This window comes from Tabrizicola sp. M-4 (assembly GCF_051132405.1).
In the GTDB taxonomy this organism is placed as follows: Bacteria; Pseudomonadota; Alphaproteobacteria; order Rhodobacterales; family Rhodobacteraceae; genus Paragemmobacter.
In genome coordinates this window covers 170,592-194,968 of sequence record NZ_CP128606.1, presented here as the reverse complement: position 1 = coordinate 194,968, position 24,377 = coordinate 170,592, and the positions used below count along the sequence as shown (strand labels likewise).

Sequence of the window (24,377 nt, the reverse complement as noted above, 5' to 3'; positions counted from 1 at the left end):
CTGTTTGTCTTTTGTTACCAAGGGAGGTGGGCAAGCCGCCCCATCTTGGCAAGGGGGCGGCGTGCGAGGATCACTCGTATCGGTGATCGAAGGTCACCTTCGTGCCATCGGCGCGGGTCGCTTCGCGGGCATAGACCTCCAGCCGGCCGAGGTCACGGTCCACGATCCCGCTGACGGTGATCGCCTCGCCCGTGTCGAAGGGCACGATGCCGGGGCCGATATAGACGAGGACCGATCCGCTGTCATCGCGGAGGCGGAATTCATCCTCGTCCGTGATCCGGTCCACCACGCCGCTTATGGTGGCGGTGGTGCCATATTGCAGATCGCCGATGGCGACCGTGTTCGCCAAGGCGGGACCTGCGACGAGGAACCCTGTCAGAAGAAGAAAAGCGCGCATCGACCCCTCCAAGATACAACTGACGGTAAGGTCGGGATTGCCGCAGGCCGGAACAAGCGGGCTGACGCGGATGTTATCAGGGGGAAAGGGGCGTGCGGATCAGTTGATCCGCGCCACCACGTAATCGGCAAGGTCGGACAGCATGTCGCGCAATTCATGCGCGGGCAGGATGTCGAGCGAGCGCCGCGCGGTTTCGGCCCAATGCAGCGCCTCGTCCCGCGCCGCCGCCATAGCGCCGTGGCGGGCCATGATGGCCATGGCCTGCGCCAGATCGCCATCGCGCTGATCGCCCTTTTCGATGGTGCGGGTCCAGAAGGCGCGTTCCTCGGCATCGGCCCGCGCAACGGCCTTGATGACCGGAAGCGTCAGCTTGCGTTCACGGAAATCGTCGCCCGTGTTCTTGCCGATGGCGGCATCGGTGCCGCCATAATCCAGCAGGTCGTCGACGATCTGGAAGGCGATGCCCAGCGCATCGCCATAGGCCCGCAGCGCCTGCACCTGTTCCTCAGGGACAGTGGCGATGACGCCGCCCACTTCCATCGCGGCAGCGAAAAGGGCCGCCGTCTTGCCCCGGATCACCTGCAGGTAGATGGCCTCTGTCGTGCCCAGATCCTGCGCGGCGGTGAGTTGCAGCACCTCGCCCTCGGCGATCACGGCAGAAGCATTGGCGAGGATGTCCATCACCCGCAGCGACTGCGTCTCCACCATCAACTGGAAGGAGCGGGCGAAGAGGTAATCGCCCACGAGGACGGAGGATTTGTTGTCCCACAGCAGGTTTGCCGTGGGGCGGCCCCGGCGGCGTTCGCTTTCATCCACCACATCGTCATGCAGGAGCGTGGCGGTGTGGATGAATTCCACCGTGGCAGCGAGTTTCACGTGATTGTCGCCCTGATAGCCGCACATCCGCGCGGCGGCGAGGGTGAGCATGGGGCGCAGGCGCTTTCCCCCGGCCTCGACGAGATGGGCCGTCACCTCGGGGATGCGGGGGGCGTGTTCGCTGGCCATGCGGGTGCGGATCAGCGCATTCACCGCCGCCATGTCATCGGCCAGCCATGCGGCCAGCCGGTCGTGCGGTTTCTGTGCGGCCTCGTCCAAACCCATTCCCCCGCCTCTCGACATTCCGGGGCGGCGCCCCTTAACCTTGCCCCATGAGAGAGCTTCTGCGCAGCACCGACCCGACGATCATCGCCTTTGCCACCGCCCTGCTTGAGGGCGAGGATATAGAGGTATTCGATCTGGACGTCCACATGAGCATCCTCGATGGCAGCCTTGGCATATTGCCGCGCCGGTTGATGGTGCGGGATGCGGACCTTTTCATCGCCCGCGCGGTGCTGCGCGACAACGGCATTCCGACGGGGCTGGAGTGAGCGTGTTTGCCGACGCGGAGCTGACAGATGACAAGTTCCTGATGGGCCGGTTGCGCCTGCTGCAACCCGCCCGGGGCTATCGCGCGGCGACGGATCCCGTGCTGCTGGCCGCCGCCTGCCCGGCGCAAGCGGGGGAAAGCGTGCTGGATCTGGGCTGCGGGGCGGGGGCGGCAAGCTTATGCTTGGCGGCGCGGGTGCCGGGGGTGGTGCTGGCGGGGCTGGAGGTGCAGCCCGAATATGCCGATCTGGCGCGGCGGAATGCGGAACGCAACGGCGTGGCGATGGAGGTTGTGGAGGGCGATCTGGCCGAGATGCCGCGCGCGCTGCGGCGGGAGTTCGACCATGTCATCGCAAACCCGCCCTATTACGATGCGGGCGGATCACCCTCGCCCGTCGCGGCGCGGGATCGCGCGCTGCGGGTGGCGACGCCGATAGCCGCCTGGGTCGCCGCCGCGGGGGCGCGGCTGCGGCCAGGCGGCTGGCTGACCATGATCTTCGCAACGCCCTGCCTGCCCGAGGCGCTGGCGGCGCTGCCGCCCAAGATGGGCTCGGCCATGGTCCTGCCATTGGAGCCGCGTCTGGGCCGCGCCCCGCCCCGCGTGATCCTGCAGGCGCGGAAGGGCGGGCGGGCGGCGTTCCGTCTGCTGGCCCCCTTCACGCTGCATGCCGGTGCGTCACATGACGGTGACCGCGAGAGCTATACCCCGGCCGCGAACGAAGTTCTGCGCAACGGCGCCGATCTTTCGGCGGCCTTTGGCCGGGATCGTTAAACACATCCGTAAGTCGGCACCGATTGTCCGTGACACGACTCAGGGGTTGTGTTGCACTGAGGATATTGGAACCAATCATGAGGAGGACGGATATGACGATTGCTTCGCATCTGCAGGAACTGCGCCGCAAGCATGAGCACCTCTCTGACATGGTAGAGCGTGAGCAGCGAAGCCCCGGCGCGGATGCCCTGCGGATTGCCGAGCTGAAGAAGCAAAAGCTCAAGCTCAAGGAAGAGATGACCCGCCTGCAGCAGGCGTAAGGGATCAGTCCCCGGCGCTGGTGCCCGCCCGGGCCGCCAGCGCCGCACCCCCGGTGATAAGGATCGCCGCGCCAAGGATCGTCCATGACGCCGGGCTGATGCCTGCGATGACAAGGGCGAGGGTGGAGAGCAGAGGCGCCGCATAGGACGCGACGCCGAGAAGCTGGATGTCGCCTTTCTTCATCCCGATATCCCATGTGAAGAAGGCAGCGCCGACCGGGCCGATGCCCAGTGCGAGGATGGACAGCCAGCCGATGGCGCCCGTGGGCCAGACCGTTTCCTCCACCATCGGATGCACGAGCGCCGACAGCGCCGCCGTGCCGAGGCAGAAGACCGTGACGCTTTCGGTGGGCACGTCGCCGAGACGGCGCGAGAGGGTGGAATAGCCCGCCCATGTGATCGCGCAGAGGAAGCCGAGGAACAGGCCAAGGGGCGTGGCGGCCCCGCCGCTGTCGCGCCCCAGAACGATGAGGGCGGCCCCGGCGAAGGCGATGACGGCCCCGATCAGGACCATGGGGCGCAGCCTTTCCCCGGGCAGGAAACTGGCGAAAAGGACGATGAAGAGCGGCCAGAGATAGGCCATGAGGCCCGTTTCGGCCGAGGGCGCGATACGGAAGGCGGTGAAGTAAAGCGCGTGATAGCCGAAGAGGCCGATGATGCCGAAGGCATAGACGCGCCATGAGATGCCGCGCAGGCGGTCCAGCCCGTTGCGCAGAGTCCAGATCAGGCCCAGAGTGCCGCCGATGCCGAAGGTCAGGGCGTTCAGCAGGAAGGGGGGCACCGGGGCCGAACCGATGGTGAAAAGGGCAAGCAGCGCCCACATCAGGACGGCGGTAAAGCCGATGGCCGTTGCGTTTCTTTGCGTCATCCCTGCCTCGCGGTCTGCGCGCAACTTAGGCGGGGTGTCGGGCAAGGGGAAGGCGGTTTCTGACGCAGAAACCGCATCGGAATTTGACGCAAATTCCGGGTCCTTGCCGTCGCGCATGTTCCCCCGCCAACCCATGGTCGGCAGGGGAAGACGATTTCTGTGTCAGAAATCGACGCGGAATTTGTGTCAAATTCCGCGCCCCGGGTGGTCAGACGAAGAACTGCCCGCCATTGGCCGAAATCGTGGACCCGGTGATGAAGCCCGCATCGTCCGACGCAAGGAAGACCACCGTCCGCGCGATCTCCTCCGGTTCGCCCAGACGGCCCACCGGAATCTGCGGGATGATGCGTTCGTTCAGCACCTTCTCGTCGATGGCCTTCACCATTTCGGTCGCGATATAGCCCGGGCAGATCGCATTGACGGTGATCCCAGCCCGCGCGCCCTCTTGCGCCAGCGCCTTGGTGAAGCCCAGATCGCCCGACTTGGCGGCGGAATAGTTGGCCTGACCCGCCTGCCCCTTCTGCCCGTTGATGGAGGAGATGTTGATCACGCGCCCGAACTTCCGGTCGCGCATCCCCGACCACAGCGGATGGGTCATGTTGAACAGACCCGTCAGGTTGGTGTCGATCACCTCTTTCCACTGCTGCGGCGTCATCTTGTGGAACATGGCGTCGCGGGTGATGCCCGCGTTGTTCACCAGCACATCCACCGGCCCAACCTCGGCCTCGACCTTGGCGATGCCCGCCACGCAGGCATTGTAATCCGCGACCGACCATTTGTAGGTGGGAATGCCGGTTTCCTTGGTGAAGGCCGCCGCCGCCTCATCGTTCCCGGCATAGTTCGCGGCCACCTTGTAGCCCGCCGCCTTCAGCGCCACCGAAATCGCGGCACCGATCCCGCGCGAACCACCTGTTACCAAAGCCACTCGTGCCATAAGTCCCTCCTCCTGAATGCGGACATCGTTGAAATGGTGTTACCGAAATGAACAAGGGCGCGCAACATTATTGCGCGCCCATTTTGCACCTGCGGCATTGTGGCCGCAGAAAGATCAGCGTTCCAGACACATGGCGACGCCCATGCCGCCCCCGATGCACAGGGTGGCAAGGCCACGCTTGGCATCCCGCCGCGCCATTTCGAACAGCAGCGTGTTCAGGATGCGGCAGCCTGATGCGCCGATCGGGTGGCCGATGGCGATGGCCCCGCCGTTGACGTTCACGATGGACGGATCCCATCCCATGTCCTTGTTCACCGCGCAGGCCTGCGCAGCGAAGGCCTCGTTCGCCTCGACCAGATCAAGGTCGCCGACCTTCCAGCCTGCCTTGGCCAGCGCCTTGCGGCTGGCATGGATGGGGCCGACGCCCATGATCGACGGGTCGAGCCCCGCCGTGGCATAGGAGGCGATGCGGGCCAGCGGCTTCAGACCGCGCTTCTCGGCCTCTTCCGCCGACATCAGCAGCACCGCGGCGGCACCGTCGTTCAGGCCGGAGGCGTTACCCGCCGTGACCGAACCTTCCTTGGTGAAGGCGGGCTTCAGTTTCTGCATGGATTCCAGCGTCGCGCCGTGGCGGATGTATTCGTCCGAATCGACCACGATGTCGCCCTTGCGGGTGGCGATGGTGAAGGCGATCACCTCATCCTTGAACTTCCCGGCCTTCTGCGCAGCCTCGGCCTTGTTCTGGCTGGCCAGCGCGAATTCGTCCTGCATGTCGCGGGAAATCTGCCATTGCGCGGCGACGTTCTCGGCCGTCTGGCCCATGTGATAGCCGTTGAAGGCATCCCACAGACCATCCTTGATCATCGAATCGATGAACTTCACATCGCCCATCTTGGTGCCCGCGCGCATATGCGCGACATGGGGCGAGAGCGACATGCTTTCCTGTCCGCCCGCGACAACGATCCGCGCATCGCCCAGTTGCACATGCTGCGCGCCCAGCGCCACGGCCCGCAGGCCCGAGCCGCAGACCTGATTGAGCGACCAAGCGCTGGCCTCCTTGGCCAGACCCGCCTTGATATGGGCCTGCCGTGCCGGGTTCTGGCCCTGACCCGCCGTCAGAACCTGACCGAGGATCGTCTCCTCCACCTCGGCCTTGTCGACGCCCGCCCGGGCCACCACCGCCTCGATCACCGCGGCGCCAAGCTCATGCGCCGGGGTATTGGCGAAGGAACCGTTGAAGCTGCCGACGGCCGTCCGGGCCGCGGAAACGATGACGACATTGGTCATGGCTGATCCTCTCTCTCCCACACCGCGCAGGGACAGATTGCCCTGCTGCCTTGCAGCATGGCCTAGACGGCGGGGAAAACAAAAGCAACATTCTTGCGGCCGCAGATTGACGCAGGGGCAATCGGCATCAGGGTGCCAGCCCCTCGGGGAAGAGCTTGGGCGCGCAGAAGAGATAGCCCTGCAGGCAATCCACCCCCAGTTCGGCCAGCCACGCCGCCTCGGCCGTGCGTTCCACGCCTTGCGCCACAGTCAGCATGTCGAATTGACGCGCGATGGAAAGGAAGGCCGAAACAAGGACCTGATTGTCGGCATGGGCGTGGATGTCGCGGGCAAATTGCGCGTCGAACTTGATCAGGTCGAAATGCACTTCGCGAAGGTGGCGCAGGGCGAAGGGGCCCGCGCCGAAACCGTCCAGAGCAAAGGAAATGCCCTTGGGGCGCAACTCGGCCATCAAGCCCGCCAGAAGATCGGGCACGGCCATCGCGCTGGCCTCGCCGATTTCAAGGATCAGGCGGTCGCCGATGCCGGGATGCCGCTGCAACCCGCCCTGCATCAGCCGCAGCCAGCGCGGCCAGCCCATGGACCGGGCCGAGATGTTCACCGAAAGGCGCAGGTGCGGATGCCGCACCAGCGCGTCGAAGGCCATGGCCAGCGCGGCGCAATCGATCTGGCGGCCGAGTTCCTGCATCTCCACCGCACCCATGAATTCCCGCGCGGGGATCACCCGCCCGCCGGGATCGAGGACGCGGATCAGCCCTTCGTGAAACCCGGTCCTTTCCGTTTTCCGCGCCAGCACCACCCGGTGATAGGCCAGTCGCAGCCGCCGCTGGCGCACCGCTTCGGCCACCATGTCCACCGCGCGCGCCTCATCCTCGGCCACCGCCACCGAAAGCGGACTGCTGCCCTCCGCCAGACCTGCCCCTTCCATCCCCATTGCCGCCCCCGCACCACCAGACCCGTCGACAAGGATTGCGCCCCCCGCGTAAAGATCGGGTTAAGCCGCCGCCTCCAGCATCAGGTCCCGCCATGTCGCCCTCCCCCGCCATAACCACCGAGGACCGCTGTCCATGGTGCGGCAGCGATCCGCTTTATGTCGCCTATCACGACGATGAATGGGGCGTGCCGGAACGCGACCCGCGCGCCCTTTGGGAAAAGCTCATCCTCGACGGGTTTCAGGCAGGCCTGTCATGGATCACGATCCTGAAAAAGCGCGACAATTTCCGCGCGGCCTTCCCGGGGTTCGACCCCTTGACCATCGCCCGCTGGGGCGAGGCGGATGTCGCCCGCCTGCTGGCCGATCCCGGCATCGTGCGGCACAGGGGCAAGATCGAAGGCACGATCCGCTCGGCCCGCGCCTATATCGCGGTGGAGGAACGCGAAGGCTTCGCCGCCTATCTGTGGAAACATCTGGACGGCCGCCCCCTTCAGAACAGCCCGCGCAGCATGGCCGAGGTTCCGGCGGAAACGCCTCTGTCGCAGGCCATTTCGAAGCAACTCCGCAAGGATGGATTCACCTTTTGCGGGCCGACGATCGTCTATGCCTTCATGCAGGCGACGGGGATGGTGAACGACCACCTCGTGACCTGCCCCGCCCATGCCCGCATCCGCGCCATGGCCGAGGTGGGCTGATCTTCGTACCGGTCCGAAATACCCCGGGGGGAGGCGCGGCACGCGCCGGGGGGCTGGCCCCCCTTGGCCGGTCAGGGGCGGGTCACTCCGCCGCCATCAAGGCCCGGATCATGGTCTGCGCATGGGCGCTGTCCCATTCCGCATCGCCGATCAGGCGGGCAACCTCCTGCCCCTCCGGGTTCAGGATCACGGTCAAAGGCAGCCCCATCACGCCCATGGGCCGCGCAAGTTCGCTTTTCGGGTCGCGCAGGATTGGCAGGTCCTGCACCCCCGCCTCTTCGTAGAACCGCTCGATACCCTCGACCGCGTTGCGGCCCGTCGCCACCGGCAGGACGGCGATCTCGGGCATCGCCTGCTGCAGACGCAAAAGCGACGGCATCTCCTTGCGGCAGGGCGCACACCATGTGGCCCAGAAATTCATCACCACCCATTTGCCGCGCCACTGCGCCAAGGGAACCTCGCCATCATCGGCATCGAGGAAGATCGCATCGGGCACCGCCGCCGGTTCGGAATGCAGCGCAAGCTTCTTAATCTCGCCTTCGCGAAGGTCGGCAAGATCGCCCGCAAGGGCGGGATTTGCACCGATGGCCAAGGCCGTATAAAGCACGGCCAGAAATTTGCGCATCCATCACCCTCCGAAGGCCGCCCCAATGTCGCACCCCGATCAGCCCAAATCCGCCAACCAGATGTGGGGCGGGCGTTTCGCCGAAGGTCCGGATGCCATCATGACGGCGATCAACGCCTCCATCGGCTTCGACAAACGGCTTTACGCGCAGGACATCGCAGGGTCGCGTGCCCATGCGGCGATGCTCGCCGCGACAGGCATCTTGACGAATAGTGACGCCGAGGCGATCGGGGAAGGGCTTCTCACGGTCTTGTCAGAGATTGAAACGGGCGGTTTCCCCTTTCGTGTAGAGCTCGAGGACATCCACATGAACGTGGAGGCCCGGCTGAAGGAGGTCATCGGCGAACCGGCGGGGCGGCTGCACACGGCGCGGTCGCGCAACGATCAGGTGGCCGTCGATTTCCGGCTCTGGGTGCGGGACCAGTGCGATGCGGCGATTGCCGGGCTGGAGGCGCTGATCCGCGCCTTCCTCGCGCAGGCCGAGGCCGGGGCGGATTGGGTCATGCCGGGATTCACCCATCTGCAGACGGCGCAGCCGGTGACATGGGGCCATCACATGATGGCCTATGTCGAGATGCTGTCGCGCGACCGGGGCCGGTTCATCGATGCCCGCGCGCGGATGAACGAATGCCCCTTGGGCGCGGCCGCGCTGGCGGGGACATCCTTCCCCATCGACCGGCACATGACGGCAAAGGCGCTGGGGTTCGACCGGCCCACGGCGAACAGCCTTGATTCCGTGTCGGATCGGGATTTCGCTTTGGAATTCCTTGCGGCGTCCAGCATCTGCGCCATGCATCTGTCGCGCTTCGCTGAGGAACTGGTGATCTGGTCCTCGGCGCAGTTCCGCTTTGTCCGCCTGTCGGACCGCTGGACCACCGGGTCGTCGATTATGCCGCAGAAGAAAAACCCGGACGCGGCGGAACTCCTGCGGGCCAAACTTGGCCGCATCCTAGGGGCGACCGTGGCGCTGTTCACCGTCATGAAGGGCCTCGCGCTGACCTATTCCAAGGACATGCAGGAGGACAAGGAACAGGTCTTCGACGCCGCCGACACGCTGATGCTGGCGCTGGCCGCGATGACGGGGATGGTGGGCGACATGACGGCGAACCGCGCCGTTCTGGCGCAGGCCGCCGCCTCGGGCTTTTCCACCGCGACGGATCTCGCCGACTGGCTGGTCCGCGAACTGGGCCTGCCCTTCCGCGAGGCGCATCACGTGACCGGCACGCTGGTCGCACGGGCCGAGGCGAAGGGCTGCGACCTGCCCGACCTGACGCTGGCCGAGATGCAGGCCGTGCATCCCGGCATCCGCGCCGATGTCTTCGACGTGCTGGGGGTGGAGAATTCCGTCCGCTCGCGCCGTTCCTATGGCGGCACGGCCCCCGATCAGGTGCGCGCGCAGATCGCGGCCTGGAAGGCGCGGCTTGGCTGACAGGGGCGTGACAGTCGCGCCGTCGCGCGCTAGCCTTGCCCCATGTCCATCACCCTGCCGCGGCTGACGATGCTTGCCCTGATGCCCGCCCTTGCGGCCTGCGCCGAGATGACCCTGCCCGATCTGACCGTTCCCGTCGGCGAGGACATCACCTTCGGCACCGACCCGACGGCAGCCGATCCGGTGCTGGGCGTCACCGTGATCGATCCCTTCGGACGGATGCACCCATGACCCCGCGCCCCCTGCTCCTGATCGCAGCCCTCGCCGCCCTTGTCGCCTGCACCTCGCCGCGCCTGAATGCAGGGCTAAGTCTTGGCGCCGATGGGCTGACGGTGACACCCTCCGTCTCGGCCGGGCTGGGCGGTGGGCGCATCAGCTATTCCCCCTGATCCTTGAGAGAGTTCCGATGAAAGTCCTTTTCCCCCTCGCGATCCTTGCCCTTCTGGCCGCCTGCGGCGCCGACGGTGCGCCAGTGGCCCCCTCCAGCGCGAATGCGCTCGGCCCTGTCCTGACTGGCGAAGCGCGGGTCGGCGTTTCGGGAGGGCTGTGATGGCACCGATCCGGCTGGTCTGGCTTGCCCTTGCGATCTGGGGCGCGATCCACCCGATGTACTGGTTCGTGACCTATATGCGCGAAACCGGGACCGGGCTTTCAGGCCTGATCGACGCCTGGTATGTCAATGCCTCGACCACCGGCCTGACATGGGACCTGACCATCGCGGCGGTCACCTTGACGGTCTGGGTGCTGGTGGAATGCATCGGGCGCAGGCACTGGCTGGGCTTGATCGCGATTCCGGCGACCTTCTGCATCGGAGTAAGCTGCGGCCTGCCGCTCTATCTGTTCCTGCGCCGCCCGTCATGACGGGCGGAAACGAAGATTTTTCGTACGAAAAATCTTCGCTCGAAAATTTTTAGCATAAAAATTTTCGCCCCCCGCCGAGGCGGGGGGCTGTCGGCGCGAATTGCGAACCCGCCGCCGTCTGCTATAGCAGCGACCGACAGGTGATTTCCGCAGGGGCCGCAGGATGGACCATTTCCTTTACCGCAACGGCATCCTCCATGCCGAGGACGTGGCCCTGACCGACATCGCCGCCGCCGTCGGCACGCCCTTCTATGTCTATTCCGCGGCGACCCTGACCCGGCATTACCACCTCTTCACCGAGGCGCTCTCGCCCCTGCCGCATATGGTCTGCTTTGCCATCAAGTCGCTGTCCAACGTGGCCGTCCTCAAGCTGCTGGGCGATCTGGGCGCGGGGATGGATGTGGTCTCGGGCGGCGAATACCGCCGCGCCCGCGCCGCCGGGGTGCCGGGAGAGCGGATCGTTTTCTCCGGCGTCGGCAAGACGCGCGAGGAGATGCGGCTGGCCCTGACCGGGGGCATCCGGCAGTTCAATGTCGAAAGCGAACCAGAACTGCGCGCCCTCTCCGAGGTGGCCACGTCGCTGGGCGTAACCGCGCCCATCACGATCCGCGTCAACCCGGATGTGGACGCCCGCACGCATGAGAAGATCGCCACGGGCAAGAAAGAGAACAAGTTCGGCATCCCGATCGCCCGTGCGTCCGAGGTCTATGCGGAGGCCGCAGCCCTTCCCGGCATCGACGTGGTAGGTATCGACGTCCATATCGGCAGCCAGTTGACCGAGTTGGAACCCTTCGAGCAGGCCTATCTCAAGGTGGCCGACCTCACGCGCCGCCTGCGGGCCGAGGGGCATGACATCCGCCGCCTCGATCTGGGGGGTGGTCTCGGCATTCCCTACACGCGGTCGAACGAGGCCCCGCCCTTGCCCACCGATTACGGCGCGCTGATCAAGCGCACGGTGGGCGATCTGGGCTGCGAGGTGGAGATCGAACCCGGTCGCCTGATTTCCGGCAATGCCGGGCTGCTTGTCGCAGGCGTGATCTATGTGAAGAACGGCGAGGGACGGGATTTCCTGATCCTCGACGCCGCGATGAACGATCTGGTGCGTCCGTCCATGTATGGCGCGCATCACGACATCGTTCCGGTGGTGGAGGCCCCCGTCGCCAGCCCGACCCAGCCCTATGACGTGGTGGGGCCGGTCTGCGAGACGGGCGACACCTTCGCCAAGGCGCGCGACCTGCCGCTTCTGGCCGAAGGCGACCTCGTCGCCTTCCGCTCGGCCGGGGCCTATGGCGCTGTGATGGCATCGGAGTACAACACGCGGCCCTTGGTGCCGGAGGTTCTGGTGAAGGGGGATCACTTCGCCGTCATCCGGGAAAGACCGTCCTTTGACGAAATCCTGAACCGCGATACCATCCCCGCATGGTTGTAAGGCGGCTTGGCCGCGCTTGGCGGCAAAGGGCCCCGTCCCACGGATGCAAGAGGATCACGACCACGCGTTGAAGGCCATCGCCCGCCCCCTGCGGCTGACGCTGCTGGGCATGTGGGCCGAACGGCTGGCGCGGTGCTTCTGGCCGCTCTGGTCCGTGCTGCTGCTGCTTCTGTCGGCATTGGCCTTCGGGCTGCAGGACGTCTTGCCGCTGGAGGCGGCATGGACGGGCCTCGTTCTGGCGATCCTCGGCGCGCTCTGGACGCTGTGGCGCGGTCTGCGCGCCTTCCGTAGGCCGACCCGGACCGAGGCTCTGATCCGCCTTGACCAAAGGCTTCCGGGCCAGCCCATCGCCGCGCTGACCGATACGCAGGCGGTGGGGGGCAACGATCCCGCCTCCCTCGCGGTCTGGCAGGCGCACCGTGCCCGCATGGCAGCCCGCGCCGCGCAGGCCCGCGCGGTGGAGCCGGACCTGAAACTCGCCCGCCGCGACCCTTTCGCGCTGCGCTATGTCGCGCTGACGGCCTTCGTCATGGCGCTGCTCTTCGGTTCGCTCTGGCGCGTCGCTTCGGTTCAGGCGCTCGCTCCCGGCGCGGGCAACGAACTGGCGGCAGGCCCGGCATGGGAAGGCTGGGCACAGCCGCCCGCCTATACGGGCAAGCCCTCGCTCTACATGAACGACATCGCCGAGGGCACGCTGGACCTGCCCATCGGCACGCGCCTGCAATTCCGCCTTTACGGCGAGGTGGGGACCCTGACCCTTGCCGAAACCGTCTCGGGCCGGACAGAGGTGCCCGCCGCCTCGGAAACCGTGCATGACTTCACCCTGACCCGCTCGGGCGAGGTCACCGTTTCCGGCCCCGGCGGGCGGACATGGCGGCTGACCGCCACGCCCGACATGGCCCCCAACGTGACGCCGTCCGACAGCGCGGAACGCGAGGGCGACGGGCAGTTCACCATGGCTTTCGAGGCCAGCGACGATTACGGCGTCGCCTCTGGCCAGGTCAGCATCGCGCTGGACCTGCCCGCCGTCGAACGCAGCTACGGCCTGACGATGGAACCCGAACCGCGCGAACCCGTCGTGCTTGACCTGCCGATGCCCATGTCGGGCGACCGCGCCCAGATCGCCGAGACGCTGGTCGATGACCTGTCGGAACATCCCTTCGCCAATCTGCCCGTGGCAATGACCTTCACCGTCGCCGATGCCGCAGGGCAGGAGGGCAGCGCCGAACCCGTGCACCTTGTCCTGCCCGCCAAGCGCTTTTTCGACCCGCTCGCCGCCGCGCTGATCGAGATGCGGCGCGACCTGCTGTGGAACCGCGCCAACGCCCCCCGCGCCGCGCAGATCCTGAAAGCCGTCACCCACCGCCCCGAAGACCTGATCCGCAACCAGCGCGCCTATCTGCGCCTGCGCGTGCTGATGCGCGACCTCGACGCACAGAAGGCCAGCCTCTCGCCCGATGCCCGCGATGCGATGGCCGCGGAACTGTGGGAGATCGCGCTTCTGGTAGAGGAAGGCGATCTTGCCAGCGCGATGGAACGCCTGCGCCGCGCGCAAGACCGTCTGGACGAGGCGATGCGCAACGGCGCCGACCCGTCCGAGATCGAGGAACTCATGCAGGAATTGCGCGAGGCGCTGAACGATTACATGCGCGAACTGGCCGAAGAGGCCGAGCGCAACCCCGACAGCCAGCTTTCCCAGAACATGGAAGGCATGGAGATGTCGGGCGATCAGCTCCAGCAGATGCTGGACGAGTTGCAGCGCCTGATGGAAGAGGGCCGCATGGCCGAGGCGCAGGAGCTGATGGAGATGCTGCGCCAGTTGATGGAGAACATGCAGGTCGCTCAGGGCGAGGGGCAGGGACAGGGGCAGGGCGGCCCCGGCCAGCAGGCCATGCGCGAATTGCAGGATACGCTGCGTGGACAGCAGGGCCTGTCCGACGATGCCTTCCGCGACCTGCAGGATGGGCAGGAAGGCAACGAGGGCCAGAACGAAGGCCAGAATCAGCCCGGTCAGCAGGGCCAGCCCGGACAGGGGGAGGGCGAGGGCGAAGGCCGCAGCCTTGCCCAGCGCCAGCAGGACCTGCGCGACCGTCTGGGACAGTTGCAGAACGGACCGCTTCCCGGCGACGGCGGCGAGAATGGCGAAGAGGGCCGCCGCCAGCTTGACCGTGCCGGCCGCGCCATGGAAGAGGCCGAGGATGCGCTGCGCGAGGGCGACCTGCCCGGCGCGCTGGACCGTCAGGCCGAGGCTATGGAAGCCTTGCGCGAAGGCATGCAGGAATTCGGCGAGGCCATGGCCGAGAACCAGCAGCAGCAGGGCGACCCCAACGCCCAGCAGGGGCAGGAATTCGGGCAGGCCGATCCCAACGGGCAGCGCGACCCGCTGGGGCGCGAACCCGGCAACTCCGCCCGCATCGGATCGGATCGCAACATGCTGCAGGGCGAGGATGTCTATCGCCGCGCGCAGGACCTTCTGGACGAAATTCGCCGCCGTTCTGGCGAACAGGCCCGCCCGGAGGGCGAGCGCGACTATCTGCGCCGCCTTCTCGACATGTTCTGAAACCCGGCGGGGGGGGCGGCTGGATCAGCCGCCTTCCGACTGCCCCGCCATCTCGCGCAGCGATTGCGTCGCGCTGCGCATCGCCCCGTCCAGCCACAGCCGCCCGGCATCCACCGCGCCGACATAGGCCGTCATCGCACCTTCGGCGGCAGGCACCATCGTGGCGATGCGCGGGGCCGAGACATAGACCGCCAACCCGATCACCGCGACCAGCAGCGCCACGCCGAAGCCCGACCGGAACCCGCGCGCCTCGGCGGCGCGGCCATCGGTTTCTTCGGGTTCGGCCAAGGGGGGCAGCACGTCACCGCCCTTGAGCGAGGAATTGATTTCTTCGATGTCGGGCAGCATGTCGCGCCGGGTGGGCGGTTTCGGCGGGACGGGCGGCGGGGCATCGGGATCGACGCCCTTCAACTGCGCGATCCGGCGCGCGGCGGCACCCAGACCCGCCATCGCCCCGCCCGCGGCGGCGGCGGCAGGCGCGGCGGAACCGGCGGGTGGCAGGCCCAGATCACCCTGCACCTCAAGCGCGGATGCCTCCGCCTTGCGGGCGGCGGCCTCGCGTTCGGCCTCTTCGCGCAGGATGGCCAGAAGGTTCTCGTCGACGCTACGCTTGGGCGCGTCGGGCATCGGCGCGGCGGCGGGGGCCTGCGGCGGTGCCGATGCGGCGGCAGCGGCGGCCAGAGGCGCGGGAATATCCTCCTCATCGGCATCGGGGAAGGGATCGGTGGCGGCACCCTGACCGAAAAGCTCCTCTTCCTGTTCCAGCGCCAATTCGATCTCGGGCGGCAACTGGAACCATGCATGGCCGCAATTCGAACATTGCACGTCCCGGCCGGTATCCGGGATGGCCGCGTCATCGACCTCGTATTCCGCCTCGCAATTTGGACAAATCAGCCGCATTCGCTACGTCCCCAATCCCAAAGGCCGCTCAGGTTTGCCCTGATGCGACCGTCGCCGCAGGATGACACCATCCCGCAACCTCTACAACCGACACGCGCCCCGCATTGCAACCTCTTTCACCTTGGGCAATGCTGGAAAGGCAAGCAAGGGGCAATGGTAACCACGTGATCGCCTTCGACAATGTCGCCTACAATTACGGCGGCGGAGAGCTTCTTTCGGAAGTCAGCCTCCGCCTTGCCCCCGGGTCCTTCCATTTCCTGACCGGACCTTCCGGCGCGGGAAAGACCACCTTCCTGAAACTCGCCTATGCCGACCTCCTGCCCACGGCGGGCCGCGTGACCCTGTTCGACCGCGAGGTGCGCAGCCTGTCGCGCGACGACATCGCGCGCACCCGCCGCAGGATCGGGGTCGTGCATCAGGACATGCAATTCCTGGACCACCTGCCCATAGCCGCCAATGTCAGCCTGCCGCTGATGGTGTCGGGCAGGCAGGGCGATCCGCAGGACCTGACCGACCTGCTGGGCTGGGTCGGGCTGGGGCAGGTCACCGACGCCCTGCCGCCACAGCTTTCGGGCGGCGAAAGACAGCGCGCGGCGCTGGCCCGCGCGGTGATCATGGGGCCGGACGTCATCCTTGCCGACGAACCGACCGGCAACCTCGACTGGGAGATGTCGCTGCGCCTGCTGACGCTGCTGGTGGAGTTGAACAAGATGGGCAAGACCATCCTCATCGCCACCCATGACCTGAACCTGATCCGCGCCGCGAAATCGCAGGTCGCCGCCCGCGTGCTGCGCATCCGCAACCGCCGCATCCAGCTTGCGGGGGCGGACCTGTGATCCAAAGCCTGCGCCTTTTCCTGACACCCGACCGGCAGGCCGACCGTGTGGTTCCGCCCAGCGGCCCCTCCGCATGGCTGACCACCTTCACCGCCGGGGCGATGACCTTCCTCGCCGTCTTCGCGCTTGCCCTGTCGCTGGCCTCGGGGCGGCTGGCGGATCGCTGGGCCGATGCGCTGGCCCAGACCGCGACGGTGCGCATATCGGCCCCGCCCGACCAGATGGAACTGCAGACCAACGCCGTCCTTGCCGTGCTGCGCACCACCCCCGGCATCGCCGAGGCCCGCGCCCTGACGGATGAGGAGCAGAAGGCCCTGCTGGCCCCGTGGTTCGGCCCCGACCTGCCATTGGACGCCCTGCCCCTGCCCCGTCTGGTCGAGGTGACCGAGGCCCCGGAAGGCTATGATGCCGAAGGCCTGCGCCAGCGCCTGATGGCCGAGGCACCGGGCGCCGTGCTGGACGATCACACCCGCTGGCGCCGCCCCTTGGCCATGGCGGCGGCGCGGTTGAACCTGCTGGGCAGCCTGTCCATCCTGCTGATCGGCGCGGCGATGGCAGCGATGATCACGCTGGCCGCCAATGCCTCGCTGGCCGCCAATGCGCAGGTGATCCGCGTGCTGCGGATCGTGGGCGCGCAGGATGACTATATCGCCGCCGCCTTCGTCCGCCGCTTCACCCTGCGCGCGCTAATCGGTTCGGCGGCGGGGGCCGTGGCAGGCATCATCGGCATCGCCCTGCTGCCGCCGGTGGACGAGGCGGGCGGGTTCCTGACGGGTCTGGGCTTTCAGGGCGCTGGATGGTTGCTGCCGCTCGTGCTACCCCCGATCGCTGCGGCGGTCGCCCTGATCGCCACGCGCACCGCGGCCTTCAGGAAACTCCGGGAACTGCCATGACCTATGCCCTCCGCTGGATCCTGTCGCTTCTGTTCATCGCGCAGATGTATGTGGCGATGCTGATCTTCGCGCTGCTTTACGCGCCTTGGGCCGTCGTCAGCCGAACGGGCGCATGGGCGGGCATCCACGCCTATTGCAACTGGGTGCGCCTGACTGCCCGCCTGATCGTAGGCCTGCGGTCGGAAATCCGGGGCGAGATCCCCTCGGGCGAGGTGATCATCGCCTCGAAACATCAAAGTTTCTTCGACATCATCCTGATCTGTTCGGTCGTGCGCCGCCCCAAGTTCATCATGAAGAAGGAATTGAGATGGGCGCCCCTGCTGGGCTTCTACGCATGGCGCATCGGCTGCATCCCGGTGGATCGCGGCAAGAAGGGCCGCGCCATCGCGGAAATGAAGAAAGCCGTCGCCGAAGGTGCAAAGGTGCCGGGGCAGTTGATCATCTATCCGCAGGGCACCCGCGTCGCCCCCGGCGTGCAGATGCCCTACAAGGTGGGCACCGGGCTTCTGTATCAGCAGATGTCGCAGCCCTGCATTCCCACGGCCACGAATGTGGGCGTGTTCTGGCCGCGCCACGGCATCTATCGCAAACCCGGCCTCGCCGTGGTGGAGTTCCTGCCCGCCATCGCGCCGGGGCGCGGCGTCGGGGATTTCATGGCGGAACTGGAGCGGGTGGTGGAAACCGCCTCCGACAGCCTCATGGCCGAGGCGGGCTTCACCTATCGCCACGCCGCCTGACCCGCGCCAAGGGGGCGCGAACGGAAGGACACCGGATGGACCCCATCACCTCGCTGGACGCCCTGCACGCCCATTACGGCACCCCCGCCGAGGCCGCCCTGCGCAAGGTGGTGCCGTACCTCATCCCCTCCTACCGCGCGGTGCTGGAACGCAGCCGGTTCTGCATCCTGACGACCGTCGGCCCCGAAGGCACCGATGGCAGCCCGCGCGGGGATGACGGCCCCGTCGTCACCGTGCTGGATGACCGCACGCTCGCCCTGCCCGATTGGAAGGGCAACGAACGCATCGACAGCCTGCGCAACATCGTCCGAGACGGGCGCATCAGCCTGTGCTTCCTGATCCCCGGCTGGAAGAACCTGCTGCGCGTCAACGGCACCGCCATCCTGACCGCCGACCCCGACCTGCGCGCCCGCTTTGACCGGGGCGGGGTGCAGCCGCGCACCGTGATCGTCATCACCATCGCCGAGGTCTATTCCCAATGCGCCCGCGCCGTGGTGCGTGCAGGCCTCTGGACGGCGGGGGATCAGTCCTTGGGGCTGCCCAGCATCGGACGGATGATGGACGAGGCCTCGCAAGGCCAGATCGACGGCACGACCTATGACGCGGCCCGCGCCAACCGCGCCATGACGGACATCTGGTAGGTCACACCTCGAACCGCGTCGCCCCCCGGCGCTTTTCATCCACCGGCTGCGACAGCACCACCGCCTGATGCGCGCGCTGATCGCAACCCGCGCGCGGGCAGATGCGGCAGTTGATCCCCACGGGCGTCATCCGCGCGCCTGCAACCGAAAAGGCCTCGGCATAGCCGATCTCGGGCGCATGGTCGATCGCGCAGCCCATCGCCACGGCAAGGCGGTTGTCCTGCGCATGCCGCGCCCATGTGGGCCGGTCCACCGTGCGGGAAAAGACGAAGAATTGCGACTTGTCCGGCATCTCCACGAATTGCGGCACGATCCGCCCCGGCGTGCGGAAACTGGTATGCACGTCCAGACGCGGGCAGGCACCGCCATGTTCGGCCAGATGGAACCCGGTCGCGTTGAACCGCTTGGTCACATTGCCGCCCTTGTCGATCCGCAGGAAGAAGAAGGGCACCCCCTGCGCCCCCTCCCGTTGCAGGGTGGTCGCGCGGTGGCAGGCCTGTTCGAAACTGACCCCGAAGCGCGTGGCGATATGGTCGAGGTCATATTTCGTCGCCCGCGCCTCGGCCAGAAAAGCCTCGTAGGGCATCAGGACGGCAGCGGCGAAATAATTCGCAAGTTCCACCCGCAACCGCGCCACCCCGCGCGGATCGGTGATCCCCGATCGTGCGACAAGGCTGTCCAGCAGCGCCCGCTGTTCCAGCAGCCCCGCCATATGCACCAACTGGAAGATGCGGTTGGTGTGATCCAGCGCCTCGGAGAGCAGGATTTCCCGCCGCCCCTCATCATACTGGCGCAGCGTTCCCGGCAGATCCTCCACCCGCACCAGCCGCACGGTCACCCCGACCCGCCCCCGCAGCCGCCGTTTCAGCGCGACATAGACCTCGTCCGGTTCCACCGCCACGCTGCCCCAGAACCCTTCGGCGGCCTCTTCCAGCTCGCGGAAATGATTCCGGTGCTTGCGGAATTCGTTGTGAACCGCCGCCTCGGGCGTTGACAGAATCTGCGGCGCCTCCCCCTCGGTCAGGGCCAGAAGCTGATCCGTCGCCGCCTGATAGGCGCTGTGCAGCCGCAGAAACGACGCCGCAAGTCCCGGCGCATGGACCAGCGCCGCGCGCAACTGGGCAAGGTCCGGGCGGGTTTCCGCAAACAGCGGATCCTGCATCACCGCGCGCAGATCGGCCAGTTGGCTGGTGCCATCCTCATCCGCGATCTCGCGCCAGTCGACGCCATAAACCTCGAACAGCCGCAACAGGACGGAAACGGAAACCGATCTTTCGTTGTTTTCCAGAAGGTTGACGTAAGAGGCGCTGATGCCCAGCGCCCGCGCCATCGCACCCTGCGTCTCGCCCCGCTCGATCCGCAGCCGCCGCAGATGGGGGCCGATGAAGGTTTTCTGCATACCGTCGCACACATCCAAGGCTTCGTCATGTTTACAATATTACAAATTACACAGTTTGTAAATTCTCGCATTCACAGCAGAACCCGCTTTCAGTTTGCACAAAAGACAGGCGGTGGCATCTGTCATGGCAAGCCACGAGGCACAGCGTCAGGGAGGACCCCCATGAAGACCGGAACCCAGCACCTTTACATCCCCGGCCCCACCAATGTGCCCGAGGCGGTGCGTCAGGCGATGATCGTCCCCATGCAGGACCACCGCGCCCCGGATTTCGGCGACCTGACGATGAACCTGTTCAGCGATCTGAAAAAGGTTTTCAAAACAGAAACTGGCACCGTGATGATGTTCCCCGGTTCCGGCACCGGCTGCTGGGAAGCGGCGATCACCAACACGCTGAACCCGGGCGACAAGGTGCTGATGGCGCGGCACGGGCAGTTCTCGCTGCTCTGGGCCGACATGGCGGTGAAGCTGGGCCTCGATGTGGAGATCGTCGATCTGGCATGGGGCGCGGGCTGCCCCACCAATGAATTCGCGCGCATCCTCGGCAATGACCGCCACGGCAAGATCAAGGCCGTCTTCGTGACGCATAACGAAACCGCCACCGGCGTCACCTCGGACGTGGCGCAGGTCCGCCGCGCGCTGGACGAAAGCTTCCACGACGCGCTCCTTTTCGTCGATGGCGTCTCCTCCATCGGCTCCATCGACTTCCGCATGGATGAGTGGGGCGTCGATCTTGCCGTGACCGGCAGCCAGAAGGGCTTCATGCTGCCCGCGGGCCTCGGCATGATCGGTGTATCGGCAAAGGCCATGGCCGCCGCCGAAACCGCCACCATGCGCCGCGCCTATTTCGACTTCGCCGACATGGCGCGCATCAACGCCACGGGCTATTTCCCCTATACCCCGCCGGTGCCGCTGTTCCACGGCCTGCGCAAGGCGCTGGACCGGATGCTGGACGAGGGGATGGAAAACATCTTCGCCCGCCACCGCCGCCTTGCAACCGGCGTGCGCAACGCCGTCGCCGCATGGGGCATGGAACTGGCCGCCGAACATCCCTCGCTCTACTCCGACACGGTCAGCGCGATCCGCGTGCCGCAGGGTGTGGATGCCCGCGACGTGATCCGCATCGCCTATGACCGCTACAACTGCTCCTTCGGCGCTGGCCTTGGCCCGCTGAACGGCAAGGTCTTCCGCATCGGCCATCTGGGCGACCTGAATGAAGGGATGTGCCTGTCCGCTATCTCCATCGCGGAACTCTCGCTTGCCGCCGCCGGAGCGCAGATCCGCTTCGGGTCGGGCGTTGCCGCCGCGCAGGACGTCTATGCCGAACCCGTCGCCCGCGCCGTGCAGCGCAGCACCCGCGCCGCCGCCCGCATCGCCGCCGAATAACACCCAGAGGAAACCATGTCCCACACCCTGTACCCGCTGCGGCGCCAACGCCTGCAGCGATCGGAACTCGCTGTCCCGGCCTCCAACCCCACGATGATCGACAAGGCCGCCGCAGGCCCCGCCGATTACGTGTTTCTTGATCTGGAAGATGCCGTCGCGCCCCCGGAAAAGGAACAGGCCCGCAAGAACGCGATCCAGGCGCTGAACGACATCGACTGGGCGGGGAAGGGCAAGACGGTCTCCGTCCGCATCAACGGGCTGGACACCCATTACATGTATCGCGACGTGGTGGACGTGATGGAACAGGCGGGCAGCCGCGTCCACACGCTGCTCGTCCCCAAGGTGGGCGTGCGCGACGACCTCTACATGGTCGAAGCGATGGTGAACCAGATCGAACAGGCCAAGGGCTACACCACCCGCGTGGGGCTTGAGGCGCTGATCGAAACCGCCCTCGGCATGGCGAATGTTGAGTCCATCGCCCAATTCGGCGGCAGGCTTGAAGCACTGCACTTCGGCGTGGCCGACTACGCCGCCTCGATGCGCGCCCGGACCACCAACATCGGCGGCCTGAACCCGCATTACCCCGGCGACCAGTGGCACGCCGCCATCAGCCGCATGGTCATCGCCTGCCGCGCCTATGGCCTGCGCGCCATCGACGGACCCTTCGGCGATTTCAGCGACCCCGAAGGCTACAAGGAAGGCGCGCGCCGCGCCGCCGCCCTTGGCTGCGAAGGCAAATGGGCCATCCACCCCTCGCAGGTCTCCATGGCCAACGAAGTCTTCAGCCCCACGGATGCCGAGGTCACCAAGGCCCGCCGCATCATCGAGGAACTGAAGATCGCGGAAAGCCAAGGCAAGGGCGCCGCCAGCCTCGACGGCAAGATGATCGATGCCGCGTCGGAAAAGATGGCGCGCAACGTCCTCGTCATCGCCGAGGCCATCGAAGGCAAGTGAACCGGCGGCAAGGTCGCACAGGGAGGATAATCGAATGGACATTCACGAATATCAGGCCAAGGAAATCCTCGCCCGCTTCGGCGTGCCCGTCCCGCGCGGCGGCCTTGCCTACAGCCCCGAACAGGCGGGCTATCGCGCCCGCGAATTGGGCGGCAACGCATGGGTCGTCAAGGCGCAGATCCATTCCGGCGGCCGCGGCGCGGCAGGCGGGGTGAAGCTCTGCCGCTCGGAATCCGAGGTGCAGGAATTCGCCGCCACCCTGTTTGGCCGCCAACTTGTCACCAAGCAGACCGATGCCAACGGCAAGGGCGTCTATCGCCTCTGGGTCGAAGGCGCCTCCGACATCGCGCAGGAGCTTTATCTGGGCTTCGTCCTCGACCGGAAATCCGAACGCATCATGATCGTCGCCTCCGCGCACGGGGGCATGGAGATCGAGGATCTCGCCGAAAAGGACCCGAACTCGCTCCGCCGGATGACCATCGACCCTGCGGTCGGCCTGTCCGAATTCCAGGCCCGCGAACTCGCCTTCCAGCTCGGCCTCAAGGGCGGCCAGATCGCCCAGATGGTCACGATCCTGAAAGCCTGCTACCGCGCCTACCGGGACCTCGACGCCATGATGGTCGAGATCAACCCCCTCGTCATCACCGGCTCGGGCGACCTCGTCGCGCTGGATGCCAAGATGTCCTTCGACACCAACGCCCTCTTCCGCCGCCCCGAAATCGCAGAACTCCGCGACCGGTCGCAGGAAGACCCGCGCGAAAGCACGGCGGGCGACCACGGCCTCGCCTATGTCGGCCTCGACGGCGACATCGGCTGCATCATCAACGGTGCGGGCCTCGCGATGGCCACGATGGACATGATCAAACTCGCCGGGGGGGAGCCTGCAAACTTCCTCGACATCGGCGGGGGGGCCAGCCCGGAGCGGGTCGTGCGGGCTTTCCGCACCGTGCTGGCCGACCGTAACGTCAGCGTTATCCTCGTGAACATCTTCGCGGGCATCAACCGCTGCGACTGGGTCGCGCAGGGCGTGGTGCTGGCCTATCGCGAACTCGGCCTGACCCTTCCCGTCGTCGTCCGCCTTGCCGGAACGAATGTGGAAGAGGGCCGCCGCATCATCGATGCCTCCGGCCTGCCGCTCATCACCGCCGATACGCTGGAGGACGCCGCCATGAAGGCCGTCGCCACGCGCCAGAAACTCGCCGCCTGAGGGAGGGACAAATGGCAATCCTCATCACCGAAAAGACCCGCGTCATCGTACAGGGCATGTCCGGCCGCATCGGCCAGTTCCATGCCGAGGACATGATCAAGCACGGCACCAATGTCGTGGGTGGCGTCACCCCCGGCAAGGGCGGCGAAACCCTGCTGGGCCGCCCCCTCTTCAACACCGTGCGCGAGGCGGTGGAGGCGACGGGGGCCGAAGCCTCGCTCGTCTTCGTGCCCCCGCCCTTCGCGGCCGATGCGATCATGGAAGCCGCCGATGCAGGGATAAAGACCGCCGTCTGCGTGACCGACGGCATCCCCGCGCAGGACATGATGAAGGTGAAGCGCTTCCTCAAGCGCTATCCGGCGGAACGGAAGATGCGCCTGATCGGGCCGAACTGCGCAGGCATCATCTCGCCCGGCAAGGGCTTCATGGGCATCATGCCGCCACACATCTACATGCCGGGCCGCGTGGGCATCGTCGGCCGCTCCGGCACGCTGGGCTATGAGGCCGCCTCCCAGATGAAGGCGCTGGGCATCGGCGTCTCCACCTCCGTGGGCATCGGCGGCGACCCCATCAACGGCTCCTCCTTCCGCGACATCCTCGAACTCTTCGAGAACGACCCCGAAACCGATGCCGTGATGATGATCGGCGAAATCGGCGGCCCGCAGGAGGCCGAGGCCGCCCTCTACGCCCGCAACAGCATGAAAAAGCCTGTCGTCGCCTATATCGCGGGCCTCTCCGCGCCCAAGGGCCGCAAGATGGGCCATGCCGGCGCCATCATCAGCGCCTTCGGCGAAAGCGCGCAGGAAAAGGTGGAAATCCTCTCCGCCGCGGGCATCACGATCGCGCCGAACCCTTCGGCCATGGGCGAAACCATGGCGCGCGTTCTCTCCACCCGTCGCGCCGCTGCGTGAAAACCAAAGGGGCGGTCGATATGGCCGCCCCGTTCTTTCTGTGCATCCGGCTTCGTCTTGGCCCAAATACCCTGGGGGTCCGGGGGTAAAACCCCGGGGG

28 protein-coding genes are annotated in these 24,377 nt (G+C 66.6%); 19 read left to right on the top strand and 9 right to left on the bottom strand.

What is annotated here, in order from left to right:
• Window positions 1-70: 70 nt before the first annotated feature.
• The gene (locus TabM4_RS01015; RefSeq protein ID WP_434617152.1) at window positions 71-397 is read right to left on the bottom strand and encodes a hypothetical protein; all 327 of its coding nucleotides are present in this window, start codon (window positions 395-397) and stop codon (window positions 71-73) included.
• Window positions 398-496: 99 nt separating this feature from the next.
• Window positions 497-1,498, bottom strand: coding sequence for a polyprenyl synthetase family protein (locus tag TabM4_RS01010; protein ID WP_434617149.1), 1,002 nt, complete (start codon window positions 1,496-1,498; stop codon window positions 497-499).
• A 47-nt stretch (window positions 1,499-1,545) separates the two neighbouring features.
• On the opposite strand from TabM4_RS01010, the gene TabM4_RS01005 reads away from it, so the two are divergent.
• From TabM4_RS01005 to TabM4_RS00995, 3 genes are all read left to right on the top strand, one after another.
• Entirely contained in the window at window positions 1,546-1,764 is a 219-nt protein-coding gene (locus TabM4_RS01005; RefSeq protein WP_434617146.1) for a DUF2007 domain-containing protein, read from the top strand.
• A 2-nt stretch (window positions 1,765-1,766) separates the two neighbouring features.
• The gene (locus tag TabM4_RS01000) at window positions 1,767-2,534 is read left to right on the top strand and encodes a tRNA1(Val) (adenine(37)-N6)-methyltransferase (protein WP_434621868.1); all 768 of its coding nucleotides are present in this window, start codon (window positions 1,767-1,769) and stop codon (window positions 2,532-2,534) included.
• 92 nt (window positions 2,535-2,626) lie between these two features.
• Entirely contained in the window at window positions 2,627-2,794 is a 168-nt protein-coding gene (locus TabM4_RS00995; protein WP_161765955.1) for a DUF465 domain-containing protein, read from the top strand.
• Window positions 2,795-2,798: 4 nt separating this feature from the next.
• Here the strand turns inward: TabM4_RS00995 and yddG are convergent, their stop codons facing one another.
• The 4 genes from yddG to TabM4_RS00975 form a co-directional block, all read right to left on the bottom strand.
• Window positions 2,799-3,662: an aromatic amino acid exporter YddG gene (gene yddG / locus TabM4_RS00990; protein WP_434621866.1), complete on the bottom strand. Its 864-nt coding sequence runs from the start codon at window positions 3,660-3,662 to the stop codon at window positions 2,799-2,801.
• A 208-nt stretch (window positions 3,663-3,870) separates the two neighbouring features.
• Window positions 3,871-4,596 carry a beta-ketoacyl-ACP reductase gene (locus tag TabM4_RS00985; RefSeq protein ID WP_434617143.1) on the bottom strand — a complete coding sequence of 242 codons (726 nt, stop codon included), beginning with the start codon at window positions 4,594-4,596 and terminating at the stop codon, window positions 3,871-3,873.
• Between the two features lie 114 nt (window positions 4,597-4,710).
• Window positions 4,711-5,883: an acetyl-CoA C-acetyltransferase gene (locus TabM4_RS00980; RefSeq protein ID WP_434617141.1), complete on the bottom strand. Its 1,173-nt coding sequence runs from the start codon at window positions 5,881-5,883 to the stop codon at window positions 4,711-4,713.
• Window positions 5,884-6,010: 127 nt separating this feature from the next.
• On the bottom strand, window positions 6,011-6,817 hold the full coding sequence (locus tag TabM4_RS00975) for an EAL domain-containing protein (protein ID WP_434617138.1): 807 nt from the start codon (window positions 6,815-6,817) through the stop codon (window positions 6,011-6,013).
• Window positions 6,818-6,909: 92 nt separating this feature from the next.
• On the opposite strand from TabM4_RS00975, the gene TabM4_RS00970 reads away from it, so the two are divergent.
• Window positions 6,910-7,512, top strand: coding sequence for a DNA-3-methyladenine glycosylase I (locus TabM4_RS00970; protein ID WP_434617135.1), 603 nt, complete (start codon window positions 6,910-6,912; stop codon window positions 7,510-7,512).
• Between the two features lie 82 nt (window positions 7,513-7,594).
• Here the strand turns inward: TabM4_RS00970 and TabM4_RS00965 are convergent, their stop codons facing one another.
• Complete coding sequence (locus TabM4_RS00965) at window positions 7,595-8,137, bottom strand: TlpA family protein disulfide reductase (RefSeq protein WP_434617132.1); 543 nt, start codon at window positions 8,135-8,137, stop codon at window positions 7,595-7,597.
• Window positions 8,138-8,162: 25 nt separating this feature from the next.
• Here TabM4_RS00965 and argH point away from each other — a divergent pair, with 25 nt between their 5' ends.
• From argH to TabM4_RS00930, 7 genes are all read left to right on the top strand, one after another.
• Window positions 8,163-9,566: an argininosuccinate lyase gene (argH, locus tag TabM4_RS00960; protein WP_434617129.1), complete on the top strand. Its 1,404-nt coding sequence runs from the start codon at window positions 8,163-8,165 to the stop codon at window positions 9,564-9,566.
• 42 nt (window positions 9,567-9,608) lie between these two features.
• The gene (locus TabM4_RS00955; protein ID WP_434617126.1) at window positions 9,609-9,797 is read left to right on the top strand and encodes a hypothetical protein; all 189 of its coding nucleotides are present in this window, start codon (window positions 9,609-9,611) and stop codon (window positions 9,795-9,797) included.
• The gene (locus TabM4_RS00950; RefSeq protein ID WP_434617123.1) at window positions 9,794-9,955 is read left to right on the top strand and encodes a hypothetical protein; all 162 of its coding nucleotides are present in this window, start codon (window positions 9,794-9,796) and stop codon (window positions 9,953-9,955) included. Before TabM4_RS00955 ends, TabM4_RS00950 begins: the two co-directional genes overlap by 4 nt.
• Before the next feature lie 17 nt (window positions 9,956-9,972).
• The gene (locus tag TabM4_RS00945) at window positions 9,973-10,116 is read left to right on the top strand and encodes an argininosuccinate lyase (protein ID WP_434617120.1); all 144 of its coding nucleotides are present in this window, start codon (window positions 9,973-9,975) and stop codon (window positions 10,114-10,116) included.
• Window positions 10,116-10,427: a DUF2834 domain-containing protein gene (locus TabM4_RS00940; RefSeq protein WP_434617117.1), complete on the top strand. Its 312-nt coding sequence runs from the start codon at window positions 10,116-10,118 to the stop codon at window positions 10,425-10,427. Before TabM4_RS00945 ends, TabM4_RS00940 begins: the two co-directional genes overlap by 1 nt.
• Before the next feature lie 163 nt (window positions 10,428-10,590).
• Window positions 10,591-11,856, top strand: a complete 1,266-nt coding sequence (lysA, locus tag TabM4_RS00935) for a diaminopimelate decarboxylase (protein WP_434617113.1) — start codon at window positions 10,591-10,593, stop codon at window positions 11,854-11,856.
• A gap of 43 nt (window positions 11,857-11,899) precedes the next feature.
• Window positions 11,900-14,416 (top strand): TIGR02302 family protein, encoded by a 2,517-nt coding sequence (locus tag TabM4_RS00930; protein WP_434617109.1) that lies wholly within the window; start codon window positions 11,900-11,902, stop codon window positions 14,414-14,416.
• Between the two features lie 24 nt (window positions 14,417-14,440).
• Here TabM4_RS00930 and TabM4_RS00925 read toward each other — a convergent pair whose 3' ends face one another.
• Window positions 14,441-15,316, bottom strand: coding sequence for a zinc-ribbon domain-containing protein (locus TabM4_RS00925; RefSeq protein ID WP_434617106.1), 876 nt, complete (start codon window positions 15,314-15,316; stop codon window positions 14,441-14,443).
• Window positions 15,317-15,480: 164 nt separating this feature from the next.
• Between TabM4_RS00925 and TabM4_RS00920 the strand changes: the two genes are divergently transcribed.
• The 4 genes from TabM4_RS00920 to TabM4_RS00905 are packed head-to-tail and all read left to right on the top strand — an operon-like array spanning window position 15,481 to window position 18,423.
• Window positions 15,481-16,152, top strand: a complete 672-nt coding sequence (locus tag TabM4_RS00920) for a cell division ATP-binding protein FtsE (RefSeq protein ID WP_434617103.1) — start codon at window positions 15,481-15,483, stop codon at window positions 16,150-16,152.
• A complete protein-coding gene (locus TabM4_RS00915) occupies window positions 16,152-17,045 on the top strand; it encodes a cell division protein FtsX (protein WP_434621864.1) in 894 nt (297 codons plus the stop codon). Before TabM4_RS00920 ends, TabM4_RS00915 begins: the two co-directional genes overlap by 1 nt.
• Complete coding sequence (locus tag TabM4_RS00910; protein ID WP_434617100.1) at window positions 17,042-17,782, top strand: lysophospholipid acyltransferase family protein; 741 nt, start codon at window positions 17,042-17,044, stop codon at window positions 17,780-17,782. The genes TabM4_RS00915 and TabM4_RS00910 overlap by 4 nt, the downstream gene beginning before the upstream one ends.
• Before the next feature lie 35 nt (window positions 17,783-17,817).
• Window positions 17,818-18,423 carry an MSMEG_1061 family FMN-dependent PPOX-type flavoprotein gene (locus TabM4_RS00905; protein WP_434617097.1) on the top strand — a complete coding sequence of 202 codons (606 nt, stop codon included), beginning with the start codon at window positions 17,818-17,820 and terminating at the stop codon, window positions 18,421-18,423.
• A 1-nt stretch (window position 18,424) separates the two neighbouring features.
• On the opposite strand, the gene TabM4_RS00900 is transcribed toward TabM4_RS00905, so the two are convergent.
• Window positions 18,425-19,822 carry a helix-turn-helix domain-containing protein gene (locus TabM4_RS00900; protein ID WP_434617094.1) on the bottom strand — a complete coding sequence of 466 codons (1,398 nt, stop codon included), beginning with the start codon at window positions 19,820-19,822 and terminating at the stop codon, window positions 18,425-18,427.
• 162 nt (window positions 19,823-19,984) lie between these two features.
• Between TabM4_RS00900 and TabM4_RS00895 the strand changes: the two genes are divergently transcribed.
• From TabM4_RS00895 to sucD, 4 genes are read left to right on the top strand one after another with little or no spacing between them, the layout of a single operon-like run.
• Window positions 19,985-21,205 carry a pyridoxal-phosphate-dependent aminotransferase family protein gene (locus tag TabM4_RS00895; protein ID WP_434617091.1) on the top strand — a complete coding sequence of 407 codons (1,221 nt, stop codon included), beginning with the start codon at window positions 19,985-19,987 and terminating at the stop codon, window positions 21,203-21,205.
• 15 nt (window positions 21,206-21,220) lie between these two features.
• Window positions 21,221-22,159 (top strand): HpcH/HpaI aldolase/citrate lyase family protein, encoded by a 939-nt coding sequence (locus TabM4_RS00890; protein ID WP_434617088.1) that lies wholly within the window; start codon window positions 21,221-21,223, stop codon window positions 22,157-22,159.
• Between the two features lie 34 nt (window positions 22,160-22,193).
• Window positions 22,194-23,366, top strand: a complete 1,173-nt coding sequence (locus TabM4_RS00885) for a malate--CoA ligase subunit beta (RefSeq protein ID WP_434617085.1) — start codon at window positions 22,194-22,196, stop codon at window positions 23,364-23,366.
• An 11-nt stretch (window positions 23,367-23,377) separates the two neighbouring features.
• A complete protein-coding gene (sucD, locus tag TabM4_RS00880; protein ID WP_434617082.1) occupies window positions 23,378-24,277 on the top strand; it encodes a succinate--CoA ligase subunit alpha in 900 nt (299 codons plus the stop codon).
• Window positions 24,278-24,377 lie beyond the last annotated feature (100 nt).

What these genes read in the sequence shown, in the direction of transcription:
- TabM4_RS01015 (WP_434617152.1), bottom strand. Translation starts at nt 397, where the DNA reads ATGCGCGCTTTTCTTCTTCTGACAGGGTTCCTCGTCGCAGGTCCCGCC.
- TabM4_RS01010 (WP_434617149.1), bottom strand. Translation starts at nt 1,498, where the DNA reads ATGGGTTTGGACGAGGCCGCACAGAAACCGCACGACCGGCTGGCCGCA.
- TabM4_RS01005 (WP_434617146.1), top strand. Translation starts at nt 1,546, where the DNA reads ATGAGAGAGCTTCTGCGCAGCACCGACCCGACGATCATCGCCTTTGCC.
- TabM4_RS00995 (WP_161765955.1), top strand. Translation starts at nt 2,627, where the DNA reads ATGACGATTGCTTCGCATCTGCAGGAACTGCGCCGCAAGCATGAGCAC.
- yddG (WP_434621866.1), bottom strand. Translation starts at nt 3,662, where the DNA reads ATGACGCAAAGAAACGCAACGGCCATCGGCTTTACCGCCGTCCTGATG.
- TabM4_RS00985 (WP_434617143.1), bottom strand. Translation starts at nt 4,596, where the DNA reads ATGGCACGAGTGGCTTTGGTAACAGGTGGTTCGCGCGGGATCGGTGCC.
- TabM4_RS00980 (WP_434617141.1), bottom strand. Translation starts at nt 5,883, where the DNA reads ATGACCAATGTCGTCATCGTTTCCGCGGCCCGGACGGCCGTCGGCAGC.
- TabM4_RS00975 (WP_434617138.1), bottom strand. Translation starts at nt 6,817, where the DNA reads ATGGGGATGGAAGGGGCAGGTCTGGCGGAGGGCAGCAGTCCGCTTTCG.
- TabM4_RS00970 (WP_434617135.1), top strand. Translation starts at nt 6,910, where the DNA reads ATGTCGCCCTCCCCCGCCATAACCACCGAGGACCGCTGTCCATGGTGC.
- TabM4_RS00965 (WP_434617132.1), bottom strand. Translation starts at nt 8,137, where the DNA reads ATGCGCAAATTTCTGGCCGTGCTTTATACGGCCTTGGCCATCGGTGCA.
- argH (WP_434617129.1), top strand. Translation starts at nt 8,163, where the DNA reads ATGTCGCACCCCGATCAGCCCAAATCCGCCAACCAGATGTGGGGCGGG.
- TabM4_RS00955 (WP_434617126.1), top strand. Translation starts at nt 9,609, where the DNA reads ATGTCCATCACCCTGCCGCGGCTGACGATGCTTGCCCTGATGCCCGCC.
- TabM4_RS00950 (WP_434617123.1), top strand. Translation starts at nt 9,794, where the DNA reads ATGACCCCGCGCCCCCTGCTCCTGATCGCAGCCCTCGCCGCCCTTGTC.
- TabM4_RS00945 (WP_434617120.1), top strand. Translation starts at nt 9,973, where the DNA reads ATGAAAGTCCTTTTCCCCCTCGCGATCCTTGCCCTTCTGGCCGCCTGC.
- TabM4_RS00940 (WP_434617117.1), top strand. Translation starts at nt 10,116, where the DNA reads ATGGCACCGATCCGGCTGGTCTGGCTTGCCCTTGCGATCTGGGGCGCG.
- lysA (WP_434617113.1), top strand. Translation starts at nt 10,591, where the DNA reads ATGGACCATTTCCTTTACCGCAACGGCATCCTCCATGCCGAGGACGTG.
- TabM4_RS00930 (WP_434617109.1), top strand. Translation starts at nt 11,900, where the DNA reads ATGCAAGAGGATCACGACCACGCGTTGAAGGCCATCGCCCGCCCCCTG.
- TabM4_RS00925 (WP_434617106.1), bottom strand. Translation starts at nt 15,316, where the DNA reads ATGCGGCTGATTTGTCCAAATTGCGAGGCGGAATACGAGGTCGATGAC.
- TabM4_RS00910 (WP_434617100.1), top strand. Translation starts at nt 17,042, where the DNA reads ATGACCTATGCCCTCCGCTGGATCCTGTCGCTTCTGTTCATCGCGCAG.
- TabM4_RS00905 (WP_434617097.1), top strand. Translation starts at nt 17,818, where the DNA reads ATGGACCCCATCACCTCGCTGGACGCCCTGCACGCCCATTACGGCACC.
- TabM4_RS00900 (WP_434617094.1), bottom strand. Translation starts at nt 19,822, where the DNA reads ATGCAGAAAACCTTCATCGGCCCCCATCTGCGGCGGCTGCGGATCGAG.
- TabM4_RS00895 (WP_434617091.1), top strand. Translation starts at nt 19,985, where the DNA reads ATGAAGACCGGAACCCAGCACCTTTACATCCCCGGCCCCACCAATGTG.
- TabM4_RS00890 (WP_434617088.1), top strand. Translation starts at nt 21,221, where the DNA reads ATGTCCCACACCCTGTACCCGCTGCGGCGCCAACGCCTGCAGCGATCG.
- TabM4_RS00885 (WP_434617085.1), top strand. Translation starts at nt 22,194, where the DNA reads ATGGACATTCACGAATATCAGGCCAAGGAAATCCTCGCCCGCTTCGGC.
- sucD (WP_434617082.1), top strand. Translation starts at nt 23,378, where the DNA reads ATGGCAATCCTCATCACCGAAAAGACCCGCGTCATCGTACAGGGCATG.